A 23,701-nucleotide genomic window follows, 5' to 3' on the forward strand; every position below is an offset into this window, starting at 1 on the left:
ACAAGTACACCGGCTACGGGGCGATCGATCCCGGGAAGATGGCCAATACGGATCCGTCCCAGTACCCCGACGAAAACCCCCTAGCCCAAAAGGAAGGAGGATCCTCCCCCACAGTAGAAGAAGTACGCGACTACAGTGACGGCCTCATCTCCCCCTTCACCACCACGCTCCCCACCTCCTACGTATACCGAGGCCTCGACGAAATCGCCCTCTCCTCCACCCACAACGCACACCTCGGCACCAGCCCCCGCTACCACACCAAATAACCCCATGACACCACACACCACACCCACACCCAACCACCACCGCCACAACCACACCCCGCGCCACGACCGCACACATGCCATGGTCGGCTCATCGTGCAGGTGGTAGCCGACCTGCGAACAGGTCCCGCGGCACCCCACCAGCACCCGACGCAGTGGTGCCCCAACGCAGCAGTACCCCCGAGGCTGGGGCACCGGCGTCTAAGGAACCGTCACACACTGCGTCACCGGTGAGGACTCACGTCCGCTCGACTCGACCACGACGCTGACCGCCAGGCAATTCTCGCCGCTCACCGCCGTGGTCGTCAGGCTGTTGCGTCGTATCGTCTCGGCCACCACGTCCTCGCCCGGGCGCGTCAGCACATACTTAAACACCAGCTGATCAGACGAATACTGCGACTGCGACGGCACCTGCCAGCCCCACAGAATCTCCGAACCATTCGGCGTAGCCGTCACCTCCCCAACCGAATCGGGCAGCGCACCACCCGGATCACCCCCAGGGTCACTCCACTGCTCGGTCGTCGCCTCGACCGACGGCCCCTCGCCCGCGCCCAGGCGCACGCTGTGCCCCCCGCCCGTCAACATCGCGACAACCAGGGCCGCCGTGGCCAGCACACCGACGACAACCAGCACGGGAATCACCCACGCGGGACGCTTCGACTCGGAGTCGACCACCCCGCGACGATTCGTCGTCGAGTTACCCGACCAGGCCTCGTTCGACGAGGCCTGCTCCCCCTCCGAGAATCCCCTGCGGCGGGTGCGCGTACGCTCCGAATCCAGGAGAGCCGGCGTCGGAATCGACAGCGCCGAGGGAGGCCCACCGGTGGGCGCGACGACACTCAGCTTCATTTCCGTGACCGGGCGATGCATGTCGCGTTCGACGGTCTGCAGCGCATAACCGAGCGCCGCCGCCGACCCGAAACGCTCCTCAGGATCCAGACTCATCGCTCGACGCACGATGGCGGTCACAGCATCGGGCACGCCCGGCCGATCGATGCGCGAGACACGGCCCGACGCTGCCCTCTGCGCGACCGCCCTAGCGGTGTTATCACCGTCGGGTACCTCGAAGGGCGGGCGCCCCATCAGCAGCGTCCACAGCGTCGCACCCAGCGCCCACACGTCCTGCGTCGGATGGATACGCGCCGTACCCGCGATCTGCTCGGGCGGGGCCCACATGACCGAAAAACCATCGCGGCCACTGCGCGGATCTGTCCCCACATGCTCCGCTACACCGAAATCCGTCAGAACCGGAGAGCCGTAGGCATTCACCATGATGTTGCTGGGCTTGATATCACGGTGCACGAAACCCACACGATGCAGCATCTCCGCACCGCCACACATGCGGATGATCATCGACAGCGCCCGATCCGTCGACATCGGTTTCTGACGCACCTGATCCATGATGTTCGCGACCGGGCAGTACTCCATCACCAGGAAAGAGCGCCCATCTTGCGCGGTGCCCGCGCCGTACAGCTGCACGACAGCCGGATGCCCCGACACGAGCGCCATCACATCAGCCTCGCGGGCGATGTCCCCCTGCGCCTCAGACCCACGATCCAGGCGAGCGATCTTCACCGCGACATCACGACTGGGCATCTCCTGGCGGCACAGGTACACGTCCGCGAACCCACCCGATCCGAGGTATCGAATCCACTGGTAGCCGGGCAGCATCGGGGCAACCCCCACGTGCTCGTCTCTGTCACTCATCGTTTCCTCCTCCAACGGCGCGTGACGCGCGACAACAGGGACCGGCGCTGCCCGCTTGTCGCCAAGCGACGCGCGCGGCGACGCCAGCGCAGCGACTTGACCGACAGCGCGCAGCGCACGCGTGCGAACCACGACACGGACGACGCCCACTCGCTGCGCAGCGCACGCACGTCGCTCCACGCCTCGTCCACGTCCTCCTGGCGGGTGCCTGCGGCTGCAAAGTCCGCGACGTCCGCGCGGCGTGCGAGTGCCACCACACGGGGCACAGTGCCCGAGAACAGGGACCATCCCGGCACGCGGCCGTCCGTGACCATCCGCGCCGAGGCCTCGTTACCGGCGCGATCCACACCATCACCAGGGGTGCCGCGCTCACCAGAGCGGGCACCCGCGTGCGGTGTCGCCCACTGGGTCGACAGAACCCACGCCAACTCCTGGCGTGTCAGGTACGGCTGCACGACCACGCCTGAGTCGATGACGGTGTCGACCAGCTCTTCCCACGAGCCGCGCACCGCCTTCACAGCATCCGAGCGGCGGCGCACCGAGCGGCGGCGAGCCTTAAGCGCAAGAATCATCAAGGCAGGACCCAGTAGGACCAGCAACGAGGCGGACACCGCCCCGATCATCATCCACGGGATGTGCGAGCCACCCGGATCACGCGGATCCGCTGCCTCGTCGCGCGAGGCCGGGGGCAGTTCGACCGGCTGTTCCGGTGGCTCCGGAGGCTGCAGGACCTGCGGCTTGGGCACCGACTTGGGCCGATTCACTTCGGAGGCGGGCTTCTGGTCACGCGGCGGCGTCGGGTCGAAAGTCGCCCAGCCCACGCCGGGGAACTCCACTTCCACCCACGCGTGCATGTCCGCGCCCATGAAGTCGAGGCTGCCGGCCGTCCCCTCACGGTAGGCACCCACGACGACGCGCGCTGCGATGCCCTGCGAGTGCAGCATGAGCGCCATCAGGGTCGCGTACTGCTCGTCGTCGCCCACCATCGCCTCCGCGCTGATCATGCGCTGGATACGGTCCTGGGACGCGCCGGGACGCGAGCTGACGGCATCATCGTTGGAGTAAAACCCCGACGTGTGCAGGTACGTCTCAATCGCTCGCGCCTTATCCAGGTCAGAGTGGGCACCAACCGTGCGCTCGGCGGCCAGAGTATCGACGTCCTTCGGGACATTCGTGTCCCCACCCGCGTAATCGCGCGCGTCCACGCTGGCGAACTCCGAGTCCGTATGCTCCTCCGGCACCGTCGTATTCAGCGCGTAGGACATGTCCCCCGCGGGACCCGTCGTCAGTGCGGATTCGGTCCACAGGTTGTAGTTCAGGCCCTTCTGGCGGGCGGCGGCGTTCGGGTCCGAGGCCTCGAAACGCAGGACTGACACCTGGCCGATCGTGGGCACCCACGGCCCGACCAGCTGCGAGGTCGACACCGTCGTCTCGCTCTGGGCCGTCTCGGCGCTGCGTCCCGGGATCGTCGAGCCGACGCGGCGGTAGCCAGCCTGGCCGTCCACGTTCGTCGTTCCCATGACGAAGGTCGTCCCGTCGTAGACCTCCATCGCGCCCAGGCGCACGCGCGCACCCTTGGGCAGGTTGGAGACACGGATCAGGGAGCGCTCCTCCAGGTCCTTGTTGTAGTAGCGGTAGCTCGACAGCGGCGACGGGTATTCGCGCGCGTCCACGGGAGGTTCCACGACGTCGCGCCCGACGATACGGTCCGAGGCCGTGGGTCCCGCGAGGAGACCCGCGGGCAGGGCGACGGCGACCATCGCCGCCACCATGAGCGAGGCCATGCCCACGCGCCACCACACGTGCACGACCTGGCGAGAGGTGGCTCCCATCGTCGTCGCCGAGGAGGCATTCGACCCGCCGATCCCGATCACGATATCGGCACCCGCGCGTGCGCGGACAATCGCTGAAGCCCACGACCACCAGATGATCAACGCCGCCCACCAGGCGACCACCAGCACGGCACTGGGGCCGTGATGGCTGGGCCCCCACACGATGGCAATCACGCCGGAGGCGATCAGCGCACTCGAACCGGCGATGGGACGTCCGAGGCGCACGGTGAGCGTGCCAGCCACGACCGAGCAGATGAGGAGCGTCATCCACGGCACCAGCGCCGGTCCCGAGTACGAGGCCGCGGGCGGCGTCAGCGTCAGCAGGTCCTTCCAGGATTCGACCGCGCCGATGACGAGGGACTGCAGCGTGCGCGACGTCGGCACCACGCCCCAGAGAGTCGTCTCGCGCAGGGCCGCAGCCCCACCGAACAGGAAATGCGAGGCCACGACCGCGGCCGTGATCGACAGCAGGTCCCATCGCCACTTGGCCGACGCCCACGCCACCGTCAGGCCAACGACAACGCCCGAAGCCGCGGCGATAGCGCCCTGGTAGCCGCCGAACACCGTCTCGAACATGAGAACCGGGCCAACGAAGAGGAAGGCTAACACCATCAGCGACCACGCGGGCATCGTGGCGCGTGAACGCGAGGTTCCCGCTACCGTCTCCGCCCTCATGGAGGGGCGCGGGCGACGCGAAGAAGCCGAACGAACAGACGCGTTCACAACGACACCCCCCTGGAAATCAGCACCGGCAAATCCTCCAGCGACGGGCAGTCAATGATGACGCCCCGACTCATCCTGCGACGACGGCGAGCGCTCCCCGGAACCACTCGAATGACAGACACCGCCACGTCAATGGGCGCGATATTGGCCAGACGCGACGCCTCATCGTCACTGGTCCCCTCGCCCACGACAATGGACAGAGCGGAAATAGCGCCGCGTTCCATGACGCAGCGACGCACCACGGCCTCGAAATCACGCCGAACCGACACTTCCATCTCAGACAGGGCATCCAGCATCGCAACGGGCGAAGCGGTCGGAATCCACTCGTCCGACGTGTGCATCGACACCGTGCGCGCCTCCCCCGAGCCGGCGACCGCCAGCGACGCGGCGACCGACACCCCCATCTCAAAAGCGCGCCGGTCCCAGGCGTCACGCCGGGTATCCAGCAGCACCATGTGGTGCGATCGGTGCGTCTCCTCAAACTGGCGGACGATCAGGCGACCGTAGCGCGCCGTCGACGGCCAGTGAACCGCGCGCCGATCATCGCCCGGCTCATAGTCGCGCAGCGCGTGAAAAGACACGTCCGAGCTGGTCAGCTTCGCGCTCGCGACACCCTCGACGTCCATCTGCATGCCCGTCGCGTCAAAAGAAAAACGAATCGTCTGCGGATGCACATGCACGAGGATCGGGTCATCCCACTCGCGCACGCGACGCAGCAGGCCCAGGCCATCCATGCGCACAGTACGCGCAGGCCCCACCGTGATGACGCCACGACGCTTCGTCATGACGGAAAACGACTCATTCCACACCCCATTGCCGGAAATGGGGGGAACCAGGAACTCGCCACTGCCTCGTCCAATCGAGACCTCCACGAGCGTCGAACCCGCCCGACGCCCCGACCTGTTCGCCACGCGGATGCGACCAACCGCGACCTGACCAGCAACGATGCGATCGCTTTCCATCCGCAGCGACACGGACAACGGCGACGGTGAAGCAACCGACGCCACGGCGACCGCGAGCGCGACGCCGCCCATGACGGCTACGACGAAGCCCTCGATCCAGCCGACGGCGACTGCAGCTACAATGCCCGAGACGCTCGCCACGGACACGGCCCAGCCGGTGGTCGTCAGAGCGCACAGGCAGCGTGCGAACGCGGCGTACCCGGGGACCGAGCGCAGCCGGTCGAACACTTCACGCGACGCGCCTCGGATCTTTCGACGCAGTGTCATCGCGGCCTACCTCTCCGGCTCGCATACGCCGACGATACGAACATCCTTCATGAATGCGTCCTCGGAGTCCGCCTGTGTCGCGATCTTCGTGCGCGTCGGTTCCGCTCCCGTCACGCGTACCTTCTCCGTCCAGTTATCGACGTCGGAGCGGATCGTGCACACGTGGGGTTCCGACGAGGAGGCCCAGCTCGGGGCGCTGATCGTGAAGGTGTGGCAGGTGCCCGCGAAGCCGTGCTTCTCGCCGCCCTGGCAGGTTTCCTCCCAGGTTAGCTCCACGTCTAGCTTCGTCGTGAAGGTCGGTTCGTCGGTCATGATCGTCGAACCCAGGGCGTTGACGGCCTCGACCTGCGCGGTGTAGCGCGTGCCCTGGGAGAGGTTCCAGAACGTCTCCTCGGTCGCGTTGGTTGCCGGGTCGTGTGTCTCCGACCCGATGGTCACGTGGATCGCGCTCAGGCCCGGGTTTGCACCGATGGGATCCCAGCGAACGGTGGCGTTGGTCGAGCCAACGTTCGTCACCGACACGCCGACCTTGGAGGGCACGCCCGTCGGGGTTCCGCTCGCCGACACGGGATCCGATGCAGCCGTCTGGTTACGCATGCCCACACCCGTCTGGCAGAAGTAGAGCGTGCGCGTGTCCCAGCCGTCAACGTGGAGGATCGTGCCGTTCGAGATGGTCTGGCCGGTCACGCATGCGTTCTTCGTCCAGGCGTAGCGCAGTGTCAGGTCGGAGGCGCTAAAGCCTCGGCCGGGAACAACCGCCAGGCCATCGACCTGCAGCTCCCCCGCGGTGCCTGTGCCCGACACGGTCGGCGCGTCGAGCGCGAGCGGGACCGTGGCGATTCCCATCGTGGTGGTCGCGGGGGCTGACACATCGCCGTCCGAATTCTTCAGGGTCACCGACACGGGTACGGCGGTACCCGCCTCGACGCCGGGGACGTCGACACCGGTGGAGCCGGGATCGGCATCCACGGTCACAGAACCCACGGTCACGGAGGTCTTACCCCAGCCTTGGCCGCCGGAGTTGCCGAGCTTCCAGGACACGTTGACCGTCGCGTGCGAGGGATCCGTGCCCTCTCTGACCGGGTAGGCAGCGAGCTGGCTCGCCGGATCCGGCGGGCCATGCGGGCTGCCCGGGGTGGGTTCGGACAGCGGCGAGGGCGACTCCGCGCCGTTGTGCGCCTGGATCGTCACCGAGTAGGTGGCACCGTTCGTCAGGCCCCCGACTGTCACGGAGGTCTCGGTTCCAGCGACCGTGTGCGTGACGGGCTGGCTGCCCGAGGCCGAGGCGACGAACACCGAGTACGTCTGGATCGCGGACCCCTTGTTGGTGGGGGGAACCCACGACACCAGCAGCGCTCCATCTGCACCTTCAACCGTGGGGGCCGCCATCTTCTCGGGCACCGCGTCGATATGGACCTCCGGCGAGGCCGTGGACGGGTCAGAGTCGCCGGCTTCGTTGTGTGCCACGACCGTGAAGGAGTGCTTGACGCCGTTCGTCAGGCCCGTGACTTCGACGCCCGGGTCGGTCGTCGGGAAGGTCCGGCCGCTGTTCACGTCCATCACCGTGTAGCCCGAGATCGTGCCACCGTTCGCGGCACCCGCCTGGAAGGACACGAACGCGCTGCCCGGCCCGGTCGCCGTCGCGTTCACGTTGACGGGCGGATCCGGGCGGTCGAGCACCTTGACGACGACGCGGCCCTGCACGACGCGGTCCTGGTCGTTCGTCGCATCCATGACACGGTAGACGACGATCATGTCGCCGTGGAATCCGGCCTTGGGAGAGACCGTCAGGGCGCTTCCCTCGCCCGAGGCCGTGCCCTGGCCAATCTGCACCGAGGTGTCCAGGATGACGAGGGGGTCCGAGAAAGGATTCGTCGTGTAATCCGCCACGTTCACGGTCGCACTCTGACCCGCATTGACCTTGATGCGGGCGTCCGTCGTCGTCACCAGGGGCTTCGACGACTTCACGATCGTCACCGGAATATCCGCGTTCACGGCACCCGACCCGTCGTCGACGCTCACGGTGAGCGCGCCGGCCGACCCCTTGGGTTGGTCCTTCTTCCCCGATACTGTCAGCGTGTAGCCTTCCAGCGTGGCGTCCACCCCGCCGGGCACCTTCGTCAGGCGATACTCGAACGAGGTCTTGGCTTGGTCATCGGGATCATCAACCATCTGCGTCAGGTCGACCGTCACGGACTCCCCCTGGCCCACGAGGATCGGAGTCGGGGTCAGGCGCGGCGGCAGGTTCTTCGCCGACTGAATCGTGATCGGGATCGTCAGCGTCGAGGACAGAGCGGAAGCATCGTCCGGCGCGCCGTCACGCACCGTGAAAGACACCGACGCCCGACCCGACGCGTCCTCGGGAGCAGCGAGCGCCAGGTGCGTCGAATCCTGCAGCGTCGCCGACTCCAGAGCACCGCTCTTCGCCACCGAGGCCTCGTCCGTGATCATCGGCGAGCGCGACCGATCACGCACAAGCACGTAGTCATTCACATCGAGTGTCAACGTCGCACCGGCGCGCATTGCCACCGGGATCCGCGTCGTGTCCAGTCGAGGAGCCAGCAGGTCGGTGCCCGGCACCGTCACGACGGCGCTCGCGCTCAGGCCATCCTGATCCGTCACGGTATACACCACGAGGCGACGCTTGGCCTGCGGGGTAATCGACACCTTCTGCCCCACAACACTCACGCCCGCCCCATCGGCAGACACCGACAGGGCATCCGTCGTACCATCCGGGTCCTCGTCGTTCGCCAGCACCTGGACGTTCACTGGCTTCGAATCCGCGGGCAGCTCCGACACTGACACCACATCGTCGCGCGCCACCGGTGTGCGCAGCGGCGCGTCCTCATCAACCGTCACCGTCAGCTGCCCCTGCGCGCGACCGCCGCGCCCATCGAGGACCTGATAGGCGACAACAAACACGCCACTCGTCTCAGGGGCCTGGACCGTCACCGCGTCCTCCAGCACCGACACCGGCACCGACGGATCCGACACCGATATGCTCTCCGAATCCGTGTTGACCGACAGAGCGTCGCCGTCCGCATCCACGTCGTTACTCAGCACGTTCACGCTCACCGCGCGCCCCGGACGAACCGTCACCGAATCCGGCACAGCCGTCGGATTATGGTTCTGCGTGCCCGGAGGCGCAATACCGACACGCACGCGAGCGCGTCCCTGGAGGCCCAGGCGGTCCTCCACGATGTAAGAGAACGTATCCGTGCCCACCGCATCATCGGAGGGCGTGTACTCCAGCCACTCGGTGCCCAGCACCACGCTGCCCTTGGACGGCGGCTGATCAATACCCACCAGCGCCACCGAATCACCGTCGGGATCAATACCCGTCAGCGGCACGGGGATACGCGTCATCTGGCCAGACACAGCCCACGCACTCAGAGCCTTCGGCGTCGGCGCACTGTTGGCCGACGACGCGGCAACAATCTCGAAGGTCACCGTCGTTGTCGCCTTATTCCCCACCGAATCGACGACCGTGTACGACGCGCGCAGTACCCCGGCCTCGTCCCCGGCCTCGACGCGCACCTGGTTACCGGTCACGAACACCGTGCCCAGATCGCCGCCCGACAAAACCGTCACCGTCGGATCCACACTCAGCGACAGACCAATCGGCGAACGGTCGTTGGCCAGCACACTCACCGAGCCGACATCCCCGGCACGTACCTTCGCACTGTCCGGCGCGGCCTGAGGCGGCACATCCTCACTCTGCGCATCCGTCGGAATAACGCTCACCTGCGCCGTCGCCGACCCCGCGCCATTGGACACCGTATACGTAAACGACGTCACATCGGACAGGCCGCCCGGTGCCGTAATGCGCAGCAAGTGACGCTCAATCAGCGTCACCTCCAGACCCGACTGTTCGGGCACATCAATCGACTGCACGACCAGCACACCACCCGACGGATCCGTATCATTCGCCAGCGGCGCGATCAGCGACGCGCCGCCGCTGGGCAACACCGCCAAATCATCTTCCGCGACCGGCACCGCCGTCGAATCATCCGGCACCACATCCACGCGGATCACACCCATCGTCGTCGACGGACCATCCGACACCGTGTACGTGAACTGGAACGAACCCGACACCGATCCCGTAAACATCAGGGTGCCTCGTGACAGATCAGCCGTCACCGACGTACCCGCAGGTGCCGCACCCGCCGCCACAAGCGACAAGGAATCCCCATTCGGGTCCGTGTCGTTCGCCACCGGGTCAATCGTCACAGGCTCACCCACGCGCGCCACGTAGAAGTCCGCGCGCGCAATCGGAGGCACATTGCCCGACTCCTGCACGCTCACCTGCAGCTCGCCCACGCTCTCCGCGTGGCCATCCGACAGCGTCACGCTCAGCGACTTCAAGCCGGCACCCGAACCCAGGTCGCGCACCTGCACGGTTCCGTCCTCGGAAAACTGCGCCGCCATACCATCGGGAGCCGTCACCGACTTCAAAAAGAACTGGTCGCCGTCCGGGTCCACCCAATCCGACAGCAGGTTGTACTCCACCTGCGCGTTCGCCCCCAGCTTCACCACCGGGTGCTTGACCTGACGCGGCCCCTCATTGACCATCCACGGGCGGATTGTCACCGTCACCGTCGCGGTCGCCACCGCCAAACCGTCCGAGGCCTCGTAGGAGAAGGACGTCGACCCCTCCGTCTTCTCCTCCGGCACGTCCGCAATCTGCAGGGCGCGCCCCCCACGGGTACGCGCCACGGAACCAAACTCGGGCTCCGCGAGCGGGCGCGCCGTCAGCACGTCACCGTCGTCGTCCGAGTCGTTATCCAACACCGGCAGCAGCGTCGAACGACCCGGTCGGATACCGATTTCGTCGTCGACGGCAATCGGCGGCGTGTTCTTCTCGTTGCGCTCGGGTTCCGAGACCTGTTGGCGCTGGTCAGGTGTCGGAGTGTCCTCTTCCTTCTCCTCGGTCGGGTCCTCCTGGTCCCAGTTGTTGACCATGACCATGTTCTTATCGGGAAGCCACAGCGTGCCAGTTGTCACATCATTGAGAACGATACGCGTCCGATTCGTCCGGAACACCACTGACGACACCTTCGCCAGCTCGTCCACCGTCTGCTTCTGATTACGCGTCTTATCCTCGCACAGGCGCACATACGCGCCCGAACCCGCCCACGCCGCATACGAGCAGCCGCGATGGAACACCGGAGGAGCCGGCGTACCCTCCGCCTTCGATTCCGACGCGTCCTGACGCTCCACTCCCCTGCCGCTGAGCGGGACCGACACGAGTTCACTATCCGTCGCCAGCAGCACAGACGAGGCATCGTCGCCCGGATCCTGCAACACCGCGCCGCTCACATGATCCTCAGCGAGGTCACGCACCGACCCGTCGGGCATCACGAGCTTGTTACCACCCTGATCGTAGATGACAGGCTTATCACCCACAGCCGTGATCGACAAGGTGCCGACCGGCTGGAAACCCTTCACCATCTTCGTCTTCGTGCGCCACGCCTGTCCCTCGCGCTCCGCCGTCACCAGCGTCGAGGTCCCCGGCGCGTACGCGAACACCCTGCCCGAGCGCGACACCGTCACAACACCGTCGCCCACGTCGTTGGCAACCGCGCTCTCGCGCGTGAACGACATCGTCGCGGGTTCACCGGCGTCACCCACCCACAGGAGACCCTCATTCGGATCCAGAACCGCCAGCACCGAACCGCCCTGCACCTGCACGGCACCTTCCGGCAGGGTCACCGCCTGACCAATCGAAAAGGACGTCGGACGTACAGGCGATACCGTGCGCGTGCCCGCCTCCCCGAGCGTCACGTCACCGCCAGCCTGCCCAATATCGAAGGATGCCGACTTAACGGACACCGTGCCATCGAGCATCCGGGCGTCGTAATTCAGATGGCCCACGAGCTTGCGATCCTGATTGGTCACCCAGATACCGCCATCATCGACGCTGACCTGCGTGACCTCCACGCCTCGGGACATGAACGCAATCGTGCACAGGATCGCAGACACGAGCAGGACGGAAATGGCAGGCAGTCGCTTGGACCAGATCCTTCGCGTCTTGTGCCCCTTCTTCATGTCACTTCCTCAGTGTCGATGGCATGTAGCATCCGATGCCGCAGCAGCATCCGCAGACACCGGAGCGAATTCCCGAGGATACACACCGGCTAACCATATGGATAATAGCATCGTACATTCTACGGATACTTGGGAATTATCATCGCGCGTCAACGTTCTTTACGGCACGATCCCGCCACTCTGCCACATCTGGAGAACCTGACCACATCCTCTCATACCCGCGCATCGCCTACGCTACCCATCCACGACCTCGCCCCGGCCTCATCGCTTTCCCACGAGCAAACCGCAGATGGAGGCGGTGCGCGTTACGGTGGGTCCATGGCGAAAGAGAAGATCACCTACCGTTGCTCCGACTGCGGCTGGACCTCCCCCAAGTGGGTGGGCCAGTGCCGCGAATGCGGGGCATGGGGCACCGTCGACCAGGCGGGCGAGGTCACGGGCGGGCAGCGCGCCGCCGCGACTCCCCCACGACGCCCTGCGCTGCCCATTGGCGACGTGGACGGGGAGCGCGCCTCGTCGCGTTCCACGGGCGTGGGCGAGCTGGACCGAGTCCTCGGCGGCGGCATCGTCCCCGGCGCGGTGATCCTCCTGGCCGGCGAACCCGGCGTGGGCAAGTCCACGCTGCTGCTGGACGTGGCCGCCAAGGCCGCGCGCACGGCGGCATCGAGCGGGCGCGGCCCCGTCCTCTACGTGACGGGCGAGGAGTCGGCGGCGCAGGTGCGGGGGCGCGCCGAACGCATCGGAGCGCTCGAACCGAACCTGCTCATCGCCGATGAGACGGAACTCGGTATCGTCCTGGGGCACGTCGAGGCCTCGGCTCCGTCCCTGCTCATCGTCGACTCCGTGCAGACGATCTCCTCCGCCCAGGTCGAAGGTGGGGCGGGCGGCGTCGCCCAGGTGCGCGCGGTCGCCGCCTCGCTCATTCGGGTCGCCAAAGAATCCGACCTACCCACCCTGCTCGTCGGCCACGTAACGAAGGACGGCGGCATCGCCGGTCCACGCGTCCTCGAACACCTCGTGGACGTCGTCTGCCAATTCGAAGGCGACCGGCACTCACGTCTTCGCCTGCTGCGCGCCGTGAAAAACCGCTACGGCCCCACCGACGAGGTCGGCTGCTTCGAGCTGACCGACTCGGGGATCTACGGCCTCGCCGACCCCTCCGGCCTATTCCTGTCACGCACGACACGCGGCGTGCCCGGCACCTGCGCAGCTGTCTCCCTCGAGGGCCGCCGCCCGCTGCCCACCGAGATCCAGTCCCTCGTCGCCCCCTCGTCGGGCGGCTCGCCTCGGCGCACAACCTCAGGCGTCGACCACGCGCGCGTCGCCATGATCCTCGCGGTCCTGCAAGCCCGAATCGGAGCCGACACGTCGGGGGCCGACGTCTACGTGTCCACGGTCGGCGGCGCGCGCACCGTCGAACCCGCCATCGACCTCGCAATGGCCATCTCCATCGTGTCCTCACTCAAAGGCGTACCCCCGCGCGCCGACCTCGTCGCAGTCGGAGAAATCTCCCTCACCGGTGAAGTTCGTGCCTGCACCGGCACCCAGCGCCGCCTCGCCGAAGCCGCCCGATTGGGCTTCTCTTCAGCCATCGTCCCAGCTCAAGGCAGCGAGGACCTCGCCCGCGTCGACGGCATCACCGTGTTCACTGTCTCTGATTTAGCGACGGCGATTCGCGTCGCATTTCCTACAGACTCGCAATAATAGAAAGCAGACCTACTCATTCGGGAGGGAAGCACATTGACCTCAGACGCAGCGATCCTTCGAGAAGCACTGCGCGCGGTTGCGCCCGGCACCCCTCTTCGCGAGGGACTGGAACGAATCCAACGCTCCCACACGGGTGCCCTCATCGTCCTGGGCTACACACCCGAGATTCAGGCCATGTGCTCGGGCGGCTTCGACCTTGACGTCGCCTTCACGGCCGCTCGCCTACGCGAACTATGCAAAATGGACGGTGCCGTCATCATCGACCCCGACCTATGGCGCATCCGCAAAGCCAACGTCCAACTCTTCCCCGACCCCACCATCCCCACCGACGAATCCGGCATGCGCCACCGCACCGCCCAGCGCACCGCCCGCCAAACACACCTGCCCGTCCTATCCCTGTCCGCCTCCATGCGCATGATCTCCATCTACGTGGGCACCGAGCACCGCCTCGTCGAAGAACCCGAAGCCCTGCTCTCGCGCGCCAACCTGGCCGTGGACACCCTGGACCGCTACAGTCAGCGACTCGACGAAGTTTTGCAGACCCTCACGATCCTCGAAATGCGCGACAGCGCCACCGTGCGCGACGTCGCCACCGTCATGCAGCGCATGGAAATGATCCGCCGCATCACCTCCGAAATCACCGAATACCTCGAAGAACTGGGATCCGAGGGACGCCTCCTCGCCCTCCAAGTCGAAGACCTCATACGCGGATCCGCCTCCGAACGCGCCCTCGTCATGCGCGACTACATCCGCGACCCCGCCGACGTCGCCCGCGTCGAAGCCGAACTCACCTCCCTCGGCTCCGAACGAATCGTCGACCTGACCGCCATCGCGAACATCCTCGGCCTGGACGTGTACGAGGTCGCCGACCTCGACCGCGAAATCATGCCGCGCGGAGTGCGCGCCCTCTCCCTGGTCCCCCACCTGTCGTGGAATGCCATCAAAGCCGTGTCCGCGCACTTCACGAACCTGCCGCAGCTGCGGGCCGCCTCCATCGCCGATATCGAAGTCATCGACGGCGTCGGCCACTACCGCGCCCAACTCATCGTCGAAAACCTGGCCCACCAGGCCCAAGCCGTCGGCGCGGGCGTCGTCGGCTGGTAATCCCACATCGGGCGCTTGAACACCTACGCGACACCTGTCGCGGGCACTCACCCGACACCTGTCGCGGACACTCACCGACACCTGTCGCGGGCACGCGGCCACGGCCTCGTCAACGAGGAGAGCGCATCACCGAGCTTTCTGGGCTCCCGACTGAGCACCAGACTGAGCTCCAGCCTGCGTCCCAGCCTTCTGCCCCGACTGTGCACCAGACTGCGCGCCCGACTGAGGCGCGGGCGGAGCGGTGACGTCAGCGACGGCCGAGCCGACCTCGCGGCTCCCCTGCTGGATGGCCAGCTTGTACGTGCCCACCGTCGCAGCCTTGGCACCGCCCGCGGGAGGCGTACAACCATCCGCATACACGTAGCCATCCCAGCTCAGCCAACCGGACCACGTGCCCGTCGGGCGCAGCAGCAGGGTCTTCGCGGACTCATCATCCGCCGCGCAGCGTGCCGAATCGTAGACCTGGTGGCCGCCCGTGGACACCTGCAACGTGTAATTCGACAGGGACGTCGAGCAGGCGACCGATCCCCTGTTTTCGAGTGTCACCGACACGTACAGCGGTGAACCGACCGAGGCATCAGACGCCGTCGCGGTGACGGCGATGTCCTTGTCGAGGCACACCGGAATCTCAATCGCCGTGCCGTCCGTCAGCAGGCCGTCCGCGGTGACCTCCTGACCGCCCTTGAGCGTGTAACCGGAGGCATCGACCGTGCCCGACTGGACGGATTGCGTACTGGACTGCGGAACTGGATCCGAGGTGAATACGCCGATAACAGCGCGGACGAGAGCAACAACGCCCCACACGATGAGAGCCAGGATCAGAATCAGGCCAAGACCCGTGATAATGCGGCGGGGCCACAGGTTCACAGGTGGGCGCGGACCGCCTGACGACGTACGCTTGCTTCTACCCGATGCCGCTTTGGTGCCGCGCGCCTTTGTGCCAGCCGCCTTGGTCCCGCGCGCGGAGCGGGCACTTGCTGCGGTGCCGGCTGTTCTTTGACGTGAGGACGCGTTATTGCTTGACGTCGCACCCGCAGCGCGCGATGTGCGGTCTGCTGCGCGCCCGGAGGAGCCGCCCGACGGACTACGCCGGGTGGATGATCGCCTGGGGGAATTCTTACGCTGATCGGCCACGCCTCCACGATACCGGGCCGGGGCGCAACCGCGCTCGTAACTCTCGGAACGCGCACCACATTGACACCGACAAGCCGCACGGCGCGGGGCCACCCTGCGCGGCGCGGGCACCTGTAACAAAGCACCACAGAACCCGGAGAGCACAACTGCGACACCCCAACAGGAAGACCCAGCCCCGACGAAACGATACGGATAGGAAACAAACAGGCGGATAGGTTAACGCCTTCACGGATAGGAAAATAACCTATCCGCATGCTCACAACCTATCCGCGTGCCCACAACCTATCCGCGATGCCATCCCCTAGCCCCACCAGGCCAGCAGCAGCGATCAGCCGGGCACCGCGGCCGTTCAGGCCGCCGCGTTTCGCTTATTGGAGGTGGCTGCGTCGTCGGGGGTGATGACGCACCAGCGTTCGATGACTACGGCGATGACTACCCACACGATGCCGACGAGGGCGCTGACGCCGGAGCCAATCGCGTTGGACACCATGGCGGTGGCTTCGAGCTGCGTGAGGGAGACGCCCATGACGCCAACGAGGATACCCGACAGGTTGGCTCCGACCAGCGCGGAGGTACGCGCGAAGACGGCAACCCGCATGGCACCGATGGCGTCGATCCACGTGTCTTTACCGGCGCGCAGCCGCCGCACGGCCATGCCGGACCAGATGAGGATGGCCGTGGCCAGGGCGAACACGACGGCGGGACCGGGCGTGACGATCATGGGGGTTCCACCGGTGCGCATGTGCGCGAAAAACCCGACGAAGCTCAGGGCAGCACTCACGACGCCGACCAGCAGCACCCAGATGATCGCCAGCGGTTTCATTTAGCGCCTCTTGACGATGGGAATCGCCCCGGTCATCGTGGGGCGCACAACGACGCGGCGCAGAATGCCGGTGTGGGTGGCTTCGTCGTCGGGGATGGGGCCGACGGGCGTGTTGTCGGGCAGTCCGGGTGCCAGGATCGTGGAGCGACCGTCGGCGTGAATGGTGGCCTTGGGAGTGTCATCCTCGCGGCCGAGGCCCGAGCGGTCGTCGACGACGCGCACGTCGTGGGCGGTGCCGACGTTGAAGTTCCAGTCGGGCAGCTTGATCTCGGTGCGCGACTCTTGACGCTTGTCTTGGAATACGGGTGCCCACCGCGGCTTTTCGTCGCCGGTCGGCGTGTAGTTGCCCGAACCGATCCTTCGGGTCATGCGTCCGGCGGGCGAATCCGCGGGTACGGAGGAGACGGGGTGCCACGCGGGCTTGGGCGAGGCCTTGGCATCGCGCGCTCCTCTTGTGCCCCGGGTGGTCGGTCGGGGTGCGCTGGGCCGAGTGGGCGCGTTGACGGGTGCATCGGCTGCGAATTCCGAGGTATCGACATCCGGCTCGAGGTCGTCGCCGTAATCTATGTCGAAGTTCTGGTCGGCGCGGGCTGCCGACTGGGAAACCTGGGGCGCGGGTTCCTCGGGCACGTCCTGGCCGAAGTCAGTGTCGAAGCCGTATTCGGCGTAGGCGGCTGCCAGTCTGGCGCGGTCGTCGGTGTTGTCGAAGGCGCGGGACTGTTCGCTGTTCGCGGAGTTCGCGGAAACAGAATCCAGAGAGTCCCGGCGGTGCCACAGGCTGGCGCGCTGCGCGGAGCCGCTGTCCGTGAGTATGTTAGTGCCGGCGACGGGGGTTGGGATGGTGACGTCGCCCGCTGCGTCTTCGGTCGCCGCTTCAACGGGCGCGGGAGCTTCGGGTGTGTGGATTTCTGGGGCGAGGGGCGGTACCTCCTCGACCACAGGCCCGCCAGCCACAAAGCTGTCTGCCACAGCGTCATCGGCGAATGCGAACTCACCCGCGACGGAGCCTGAGCCAGACTTGGGGCTGGCAAGTTCCTGGGTCTGCTCGGCCATAGGTGCAGGGAGCGCGGGGATGGCAGTGGCCTCGACGGCGGTTCCGGGAGCCATCGGAGGTTCGCCGGTGGGTGCACCAAGATCGGCGAGGTGGCTGATTTCGCCGGTCAGGTTTTCGAGGAGTTCGCGCATGTCGGCACTGGCCTGTTCGACGCGTTGGGCGATGAGCCGGTCGGAGTCGGACATGACGGCGGCGGGGTCTTCGAGCCAGTCGTCGACGGCGTCGATGATGCCTTCGCGGTCGGGCGCGACGGCGAGCAGGTCGCAGACGCGACCGACGCCCTCGAGGACGGCATTGGCGTCGCACAGCAGCCAGGGAGCGAGAACGAAGGCACGTTCCTTGGCGCGCGGATGTGGCAGGGTGAGGGCGGGGTCGGAGGAAGCGAGGCCTTCGACCTGGATGATGTCGATGTCGATGGTGCGTGCGCCCCAGCGTTCGTGGCGTTCGCGGCCCAGCTCACGTTCGATGCGGCTGGTCTGGGCGAAAAGTTCGTCGGGAGTGGCGATGGCAGAACCGACGACGACGGCGTTCCAGTAGTCGGGCTGGGGTGCTTGTCCGGGGGCGAGGACCGGCTTGGTGCGCATGATCGGGGAGACGTCCTCGATCTGGAAGCCTTCCATGTAGGACAGGGCCTCGACGGTGTGCATGAGGGTGACGGGCACGTCGCCAAGGTTGCCGCCGATGGACAGGATGACGCGGCGGGCACGCAGGTGTGCGGGACGCGAGGCATCCTCGGCGCGGGGCGCGGGCGCTGCGTGGTCGCCGCTGCGCTTGCGGATGGGGGGCGCGTCCGTCTGTTGCGCGGGGCTGGGTGCCTGGGCGCGGCCGTATGCCTCGATCTCGCCTGTGAGCACGGAGCCGTCCTCGGCCTCGTAGATGCCCTTGAGGGACAGGGAGAGGGGCATGGCGTCGGTCTGGCCGCGGCGCTCGGTGACGGACACGTCGGTGAAGGGGTGGTCGATGGGGGCGTCCGGCTTGTGGACGGTGACCTCGGTGCCGACCACGCCCTCGTGGCTCATGACGTTCGAGGCGATGGTTTCGGCCAGGGTCTCGATGAGGTCGACGGGTTTGCCGGTGAGGACCGCCATGGTCTCGTCGGCGATGTCAGCGTAGGAGACGGTGGCTGCGATATCGTCGGTGGCACCCGCTGTCTCGACCCACATAACGACGTCGGCGCTGAAGCGCTGCTCCTGGCTGCGCTCGAAATCGTAGACGCCGTGGTTTGCCAGCGCCCCCAGTCCTTTGAGGGCGATGATGACGCGTCTGCTGCTCAACGTCGTTCTCCTTTCAGGCGATGGTGGCCGCGGTGGCCGCTACGTCGTGGACCCGCACGGCCCACGCGCCGCTTTTGACGGCGTGGGCTGCGATGGCGGCGCTGTCGGTGTCGATGTTGCCTCCGAGAGTCTTGACGAAACGCTTGCGCGACGCTCCGATAAGTACAGGGTACCCATAGGTGGTCAGGCGCGGCAGTTCGGCGAGAATCTGCCAGCACTGGTCGGCCGTGAGCGAGAAGCCGAGGCCCGGGTCAATAACAATTTTATCAGCTGTCACACCCGCATCAAGAGCATCGCGCACCTGGGTGTTGAGACGCTCAATGAGAGTCCCCACCAAGTCCTCGCCGTAGTCGAAATGTTCCCCCGGCATGCCCGGCAGCGCACGATAGTGTTGCACCACGTAGGCGCATCCCGACGCTGCTACGGCGGCGTTCATGTCGGGGTCCCAGCGCCCGCCGCTCACGTCGTTGATGATCGCCGCTCCGGCGTCCGCGGCCGCGCGAGCGGTTGAGGCGTGCAGCGTATCCACGGACACGATGATGCCGTCGCCCGCCAGCGCGGAGACGACGGCACCGATGCGTTCCCACTCCTCCTCGGGGGTGATGCGCGTGGAGTTGGGCCGCGTGGACTCCCCGCCCACGTCGATCAGGTCGGCACCGGCGGCTATCATCGCCCGGGCGTGCGCGAGCGCCAAGGTTACGTCCGCGTAGCGGCCCCCGTCGGAAAAGGAGTCGGGCGTGACGTTGAGAATGCCCATGATCGCCGCGCGCCCGGTCGGCAGGGCGAGGCCGCCCGGCAGCGCCGGAGGCACGGGAACCGGGGACGAGGCCGGGGCTGGGGGCAGGGGAAGCACGGACACGTCAGCGGCTCCCCGACAGGACGAGGGCCATCATCTCGGCGCGCGTGGCGCCGTCGCTCATGATGCCGCGCAGGGCGCTGGTCACGGTGGACGAGCCGGGCTTGGAGATACCGCGCATCGACATGCACATGTGCTCGGCTTCGATGACGACGATGACGCCCTGAGGATCCAGGACCTCGGCGATAGCGTCGGCGACCTGCGCGGTCAGACGCTCCTGGACCTGGGGGCGCCGCGCATAGCCCTCGACGAGGCGCGCGAGCTTCGACAAGCCGGTGACGACGCCGCCGCGCGGAATATAGCCCACGTGCGCGCGCCCGTAGAAGGGCAGGAGGTGGTGTTCGCACACCGAGTGGAAGGTGATGTCACGCACGAGGACGAGTTCATCGGTGCCCGCGTGGAACTGCGTACGCAGATGCTCACGGGGGTCCTCAAACAGGCCGGAGCACATTTCGCGCCACGCGCGTGCCATGCGGTCGGGCGTGCCGATCAGGCCTTCACGCTCGGGGTCTTCGCCGATGGCGATGAGCAGGTCGCGCGAGGCCTTTTCCACGGCTGCGGGATCGTAGGTCACTCCTGCTCCTCTTCCACACCCGAGGCGCCGATGACGTCAATCGGCGACACGTCGATTCCCTGCACGGGAACGGGCTTCCACTCGTCCTCGGCCTTGATACCGACCGGGTTGCCCAGGCGGGCACCGGGCACGGCCGCGTCGGCCTGGTAGTTCCACACGGGGCGCTCGGGGGCCTTGACGACGTCCTTGAAGATCTGCGCGAGCTGCGCCTCATCGAGGGTTTCTTCCTCCAGGAGGCGCGCGGCCAGGGTGTCGAGGATCGCGCGGTTGTTCGTCAGAATCTCCCAGGCCTCGCGCATCGCGTTATCGAGGAGGCGGCGGACCTCCTCGTCGATGATCGCGGCGGTCTCGTCGGAGAAGGCGCGCGGGCCTTCGCCGGACCCGTGGCCGAAGGCCTCGGTATCGGCGTCGCCGAGCTTGACCATGCCGATGCGGTCGCTCATGCCGTAGTCGGTGACCATCGCGCGGGCCGTCTTCGTGGCTTGCTGAATGTCGTTGGCGGGGCCGGTCGACGGGTCGCGGAACACGATTTCCTCGGCGACGCGCCCACCCATGCTGTACACCAGGTCGTCGAGGAGCTGGTTGCGGGTCTTGTTGAAGCGGTCCTCGGTGGGCATGACCATCGTGTATCCCAGGGCGCGACCGCGCGGCAGGATCGTCACCTTCGTGACCGGGTCCGTGTAGTTCAGGGCGGCGGCGGCCAGGGCGTGGCCACCCTCGTGGTAGGCGGTGACGGCCTTGTCGTGGTCGTTCATGACGCGCGTGCGCTTCTGCGGGCCGGCGATGACGCGGTCGATGGCCTCGTCGATGGCGCGGTCGTCGATGAACTGCATGTTCGAGCGGGCGGTAAGCAGCGCGGCCTCGTTGAGGACGTTTGCCAGGTCTGCACCCGTGAAGCCGGGGGTACGCTTGGCGATCTGGCGCAGGTCAACCTGCGCGGTGAGCGGCTTGCCCTGAGCATGCACCTTGAGGATCGCCTCTCGGCCCTTGAGGTCCGGGGCCTCGACGGCGATCTGGCGGTCAAAGCGGCCGGGGCGCAGCAGCGCCGGGTCGAGGATGTCGGGGCGGTTCGTGGCGGCGATCAGGATGATGTTGGCGCGCTCATCGAAGCCGTCCATCTCGACGAGGAGCTGGTTCAGGGTCTGCTCGCGTTCGTCGTTGCCGCCGCCGATGCCGCTGCCGCGGTGGCGGCCCACGGCGTCGATCTCGTCGACGAAGATGATGGCCGGCGCGTTCTTCTTGGCGCGCTCGAAGAGCTCGCGCACGCGCGAGGCACCCACGCCCACGTAGAGTTCCATGAACTCCGAGCCGGAGATCGAGAAGAAGGGGGCCTTCGCCTCACCGGCAACGGCCTTGGCCAGCAGGGTCTTACCAGTTCCGGGAGGACCGTAGAGCAGAACGCCGCGCGGGATGCGCGCGCCCACCTTGTGGAACTTGTCGGGGGATGCCAGGAACTCGCGAATCTCCTCGAGTTCTTCCACGGCCTCGTCCTCACCGGCGACGTCCGCGAAGGTGACGTCCGGGCGTTCCTGGTTGAACTCCTTAGCGCGCGAGGCCGTGAAACCGCCCATCATCCGCGAACCCGACATGGAGCGCATGATGAAGTAGAACGCGCCCATGAGGACCAACAGCGGGACGATCAGCTGGAACATAGCACCCAGAGCGCTGGACTGGGGACGCACCGCGTTCCATCCCTTCGCGGGGGCCTGCTCGGCGACCGTGTCCAGGATGTCCTTCGTCTGAACGTAGGAATACGTGAAGTAGACGTTCTTGCCCATGTTCGTCGTCGGATCGCCCGCACCGGTGCTCTGATGCTGGTAATCCTCACTCAGCGTGAGGTTCACCTGCTGGGTGCCCTCGTTGAGGACGACCTTCTCGACCGTGGTTCCCGAGATGAGCGCCATGCCTTCGGACGTCGAAATCGACCGCGGTTGGAAGGCCTGCCAGAGGAACCACCCGCCCACGATGAGGATGACGAGGGGAAGCGTCACCCAAGTCCAGCTCGGGCGCTTAATCTTCGTCTTGTCGTTCACGTATGCCCCTTAGAGGTTCCGAAGTTGTCAGTTGGAGTAGACGTGCGGCTGCAGCGTGCCAACGAAGGGCAGGTTGCGGTACTTTTCCGCGTAATCCAGGCCGTAGCCGACGACGAATTCGTCGGGAATGTCGAAGCCCACGTACGCCACGTCGATGTCGACCTTCGCGGCGGCGGGTTTGCGCAGCGCGGTCGCGATGTTAACGGAGGCGGCACCACGCCCCTGCAGGTTGGCCTTCAGCCAGGACAGCGTCAGACCGGAATCGATGATGTCCTCAACGATCAGAACATGGCGGCCCGCCACATCCTGGTCGAGGTCTTTGAGGATGCGCACGACGCCCGAACTCTTGGTGCCCGACCCGTAGGAGGAGACGGCCATCCAGTCCATTTCGATCGGGGTGTGTAACTTACGCGACAGGTCTGCCATAACCATGACGGCCCCTCGCAGGACGCCGACGATGAGCAGTTCCCGACCCGCGTAGTCGCGGTCAATCTGCTCGGCCATCTCGCCGAGCCTACGGTCCATGTCCTCGGCAGTGACGAGGATTTCCTTCAGATCGTTTCCCATGTCGGTGGCGTCCACCGTGTCCTCTTTTCCTATCGGCGCTCCGCGAGCGGTTGCACTATAAGCGTGCCATAAGAGCAGGTGTTTGTGCTCAAAAGGCATCTATTCTCACTGTCAGCGCAACACCGTGTGGTCACGCTTGCCCGCTCCGAGCGCCCGAGGGAGTCGGCATGCGTCCTGCGCACACCGCGACCTCCACTGACAAACTTCCGCACGCACGCGTGCGACCGAGCGGGTGGGATCGCAGCGACGAGGCCTCGGCAGGCCTGAGCATCATCCGCCGTCTCGGGTCGGCTCGGGAGAGCGCGCCTCGAAGAGGATACGGGCCTGCGTGCCGCGACCGACGCGCGTGGCCCTGCCGCCCGGCAGAGGGATCGGCCCCTGCCCCCTCCAAGCAACGATCAAGTCGTCGAGGGCGTCCACGTGAACCCCCGACAATAAGCGGATTCCTGCCCGACTAGCCACCTCGCGCAGCGCGCGGGCGCGCACGGCCCGGGGAGCGCCTGACACCTCGGACACCACCAGGGCGAGGCTCCCTTCCCCTGCCAGGGACGCGGCCTCGCAGCTCACAGCCAGGAGGCCACGCGTCCACTCGCTCAGGGCGTCGTCGTCGGCCGCGCACAGGGCGGCCGTGCGGGCGAGGGCCGGCACGGGGTCCACCCCCAGGGCCGAGGCCAGGGCAGGGATCGCGCTATGACGCACAGCGCTGCGACGCAGGGCACTGCCATCGGCGGCACGCCAGGGTCCGTCGATGGCGTTCGTCGGATCCTCGAGAG

Annotated in this window: 14 protein-coding genes and 1 pseudogene; 3 read left to right on the forward strand and 12 right to left on the reverse strand. The window is 66.7% G+C overall.

The features are described from left to right. A pseudogene (locus HMPREF1136_RS11025) lies at positions 1 to 266 on the forward strand (alkaline protease); the annotation flags it as partial. Between the two features lie 198 nt (positions 267 to 464). On the opposite strand, the gene HMPREF1136_RS04950 reads toward HMPREF1136_RS11025, so the two are convergent. Genes HMPREF1136_RS04950 through HMPREF1136_RS04965 form a run of 4 tightly spaced genes read right to left on the reverse strand, consistent with a single transcriptional unit; the run spans position 465 to position 11,802 of the window. Further along, positions 465 to 1,970, reverse strand: a complete 1,506-nt coding sequence (locus tag HMPREF1136_RS04950; RefSeq protein WP_009648247.1) for a serine/threonine-protein kinase — start codon at positions 1,968 to 1,970, stop codon at positions 465 to 467. Then, positions 1,967 to 4,477 (reverse strand): transglutaminase-like domain-containing protein, encoded by a 2,511-nt coding sequence (locus HMPREF1136_RS04955; protein ID WP_034505003.1) that lies wholly within the window; start codon positions 4,475 to 4,477, stop codon positions 1,967 to 1,969. The genes HMPREF1136_RS04950 and HMPREF1136_RS04955 overlap by 4 nt, the downstream gene beginning before the upstream one ends. 44 nt (positions 4,478 to 4,521) lie before the next feature. Continuing rightward, positions 4,522 to 5,754 carry a DUF58 domain-containing protein gene (locus HMPREF1136_RS04960; RefSeq protein WP_009648243.1) on the reverse strand — a complete coding sequence of 411 codons (1,233 nt, stop codon included), beginning with the start codon at positions 5,752 to 5,754 and terminating at the stop codon, positions 4,522 to 4,524. A gap of 6 nt (positions 5,755 to 5,760) precedes the next feature. Next, a complete protein-coding gene (locus tag HMPREF1136_RS04965; protein WP_009648241.1) occupies positions 5,761 to 11,802 on the reverse strand; it encodes a fibronectin type III domain-containing protein in 6,042 nt (2,013 codons plus the stop codon). Positions 11,803 to 12,120: 318 nt separating this feature from the next. Between HMPREF1136_RS04965 and radA the strand changes: the two genes are divergently transcribed. Then, the gene (radA, locus tag HMPREF1136_RS04970; RefSeq protein WP_009648236.1) at positions 12,121 to 13,506 is read left to right on the forward strand and encodes a DNA repair protein RadA; all 1,386 of its coding nucleotides are present in this window, start codon (positions 12,121 to 12,123) and stop codon (positions 13,504 to 13,506) included. Positions 13,507 to 13,542: 36 nt separating this feature from the next. Then, positions 13,543 to 14,613 (forward strand): DNA integrity scanning diadenylate cyclase DisA, encoded by a 1,071-nt coding sequence (gene disA, locus HMPREF1136_RS04975; RefSeq protein WP_009648244.1) that lies wholly within the window; start codon positions 13,543 to 13,545, stop codon positions 14,611 to 14,613. Between the two features lie 126 nt (positions 14,614 to 14,739). Here the strand turns inward: disA and HMPREF1136_RS04980 are convergent, their stop codons facing one another. The 8 genes from HMPREF1136_RS04980 to HMPREF1136_RS05015 all read right to left on the reverse strand — a co-directional run. Beyond that, entirely contained in the window at positions 14,740 to 15,480 is a 741-nt protein-coding gene (locus HMPREF1136_RS04980; protein WP_009648240.1) for a hypothetical protein, read from the reverse strand. A gap of 616 nt (positions 15,481 to 16,096) precedes the next feature. Next, positions 16,097 to 16,570, reverse strand: coding sequence for a DUF3180 domain-containing protein (locus tag HMPREF1136_RS04985; protein WP_009648242.1), 474 nt, complete (start codon positions 16,568 to 16,570; stop codon positions 16,097 to 16,099). Further along, on the reverse strand, positions 16,571 to 18,898 hold the full coding sequence (folK, locus tag HMPREF1136_RS11190; RefSeq protein WP_009648248.1) for a 2-amino-4-hydroxy-6-hydroxymethyldihydropteridine diphosphokinase: 2,328 nt from the start codon (positions 18,896 to 18,898) through the stop codon (positions 16,571 to 16,573). A 13-nt stretch (positions 18,899 to 18,911) separates the two neighbouring features. Then, entirely contained in the window at positions 18,912 to 19,757 is an 846-nt protein-coding gene (folP, locus tag HMPREF1136_RS04995) for a dihydropteroate synthase (RefSeq protein WP_009648246.1), read from the reverse strand. Between the two features lies 1 nt (position 19,758). After that, entirely contained in the window at positions 19,759 to 20,328 is a 570-nt protein-coding gene (gene folE, locus HMPREF1136_RS05000) for a GTP cyclohydrolase I FolE (protein WP_009648235.1), read from the reverse strand. Then, complete coding sequence (gene ftsH / locus HMPREF1136_RS05005) at positions 20,325 to 22,361, reverse strand: ATP-dependent zinc metalloprotease FtsH (RefSeq protein WP_009648245.1); 2,037 nt, start codon at positions 22,359 to 22,361, stop codon at positions 20,325 to 20,327. Before ftsH ends, folE begins: the two co-directional genes overlap by 4 nt. A gap of 27 nt (positions 22,362 to 22,388) precedes the next feature. Beyond that, positions 22,389 to 22,943 (reverse strand): hypoxanthine phosphoribosyltransferase, encoded by a 555-nt coding sequence (gene hpt / locus HMPREF1136_RS05010; RefSeq protein ID WP_009648234.1) that lies wholly within the window; start codon positions 22,941 to 22,943, stop codon positions 22,389 to 22,391. Positions 22,944 to 23,198: 255 nt separating this feature from the next. Further along, on the reverse strand, positions 23,199 to 23,701 hold a 503-nt coding region (locus tag HMPREF1136_RS05015; RefSeq protein ID WP_009648239.1), incomplete at its 5' end, for a TilS substrate-binding domain-containing protein.

Source organism: Actinomyces sp. ICM47 (assembly GCF_000278725.1).
In the GTDB taxonomy this organism is placed as follows: domain Bacteria; phylum Actinomycetota; class Actinomycetes; order Actinomycetales; family Actinomycetaceae; genus Pauljensenia.

Coding starts and splice junctions, on each gene's coding strand:
- HMPREF1136_RS04950 (WP_009648247.1), bottom strand. CDS start 1,970: ATGAGTGACAGAGACGAGCACGTGGGGGTTGCCCCGATGCTGCCCGGC.
- HMPREF1136_RS04955 (WP_034505003.1), bottom strand. CDS start 4,477: ATGAGGGCGGAGACGGTAGCGGGAACCTCGCGTTCACGCGCCACGATG.
- HMPREF1136_RS04960 (WP_009648243.1), bottom strand. CDS start 5,754: ATGACACTGCGTCGAAAGATCCGAGGCGCGTCGCGTGAAGTGTTCGAC.
- HMPREF1136_RS04965 (WP_009648241.1), bottom strand. CDS start 11,802: ATGAAGAAGGGGCACAAGACGCGAAGGATCTGGTCCAAGCGACTGCCT.
- radA (WP_009648236.1), top strand. CDS start 12,121: ATGGCGAAAGAGAAGATCACCTACCGTTGCTCCGACTGCGGCTGGACC.
- HMPREF1136_RS04985 (WP_009648242.1), bottom strand. CDS start 16,570: ATGAAACCGCTGGCGATCATCTGGGTGCTGCTGGTCGGCGTCGTGAGT.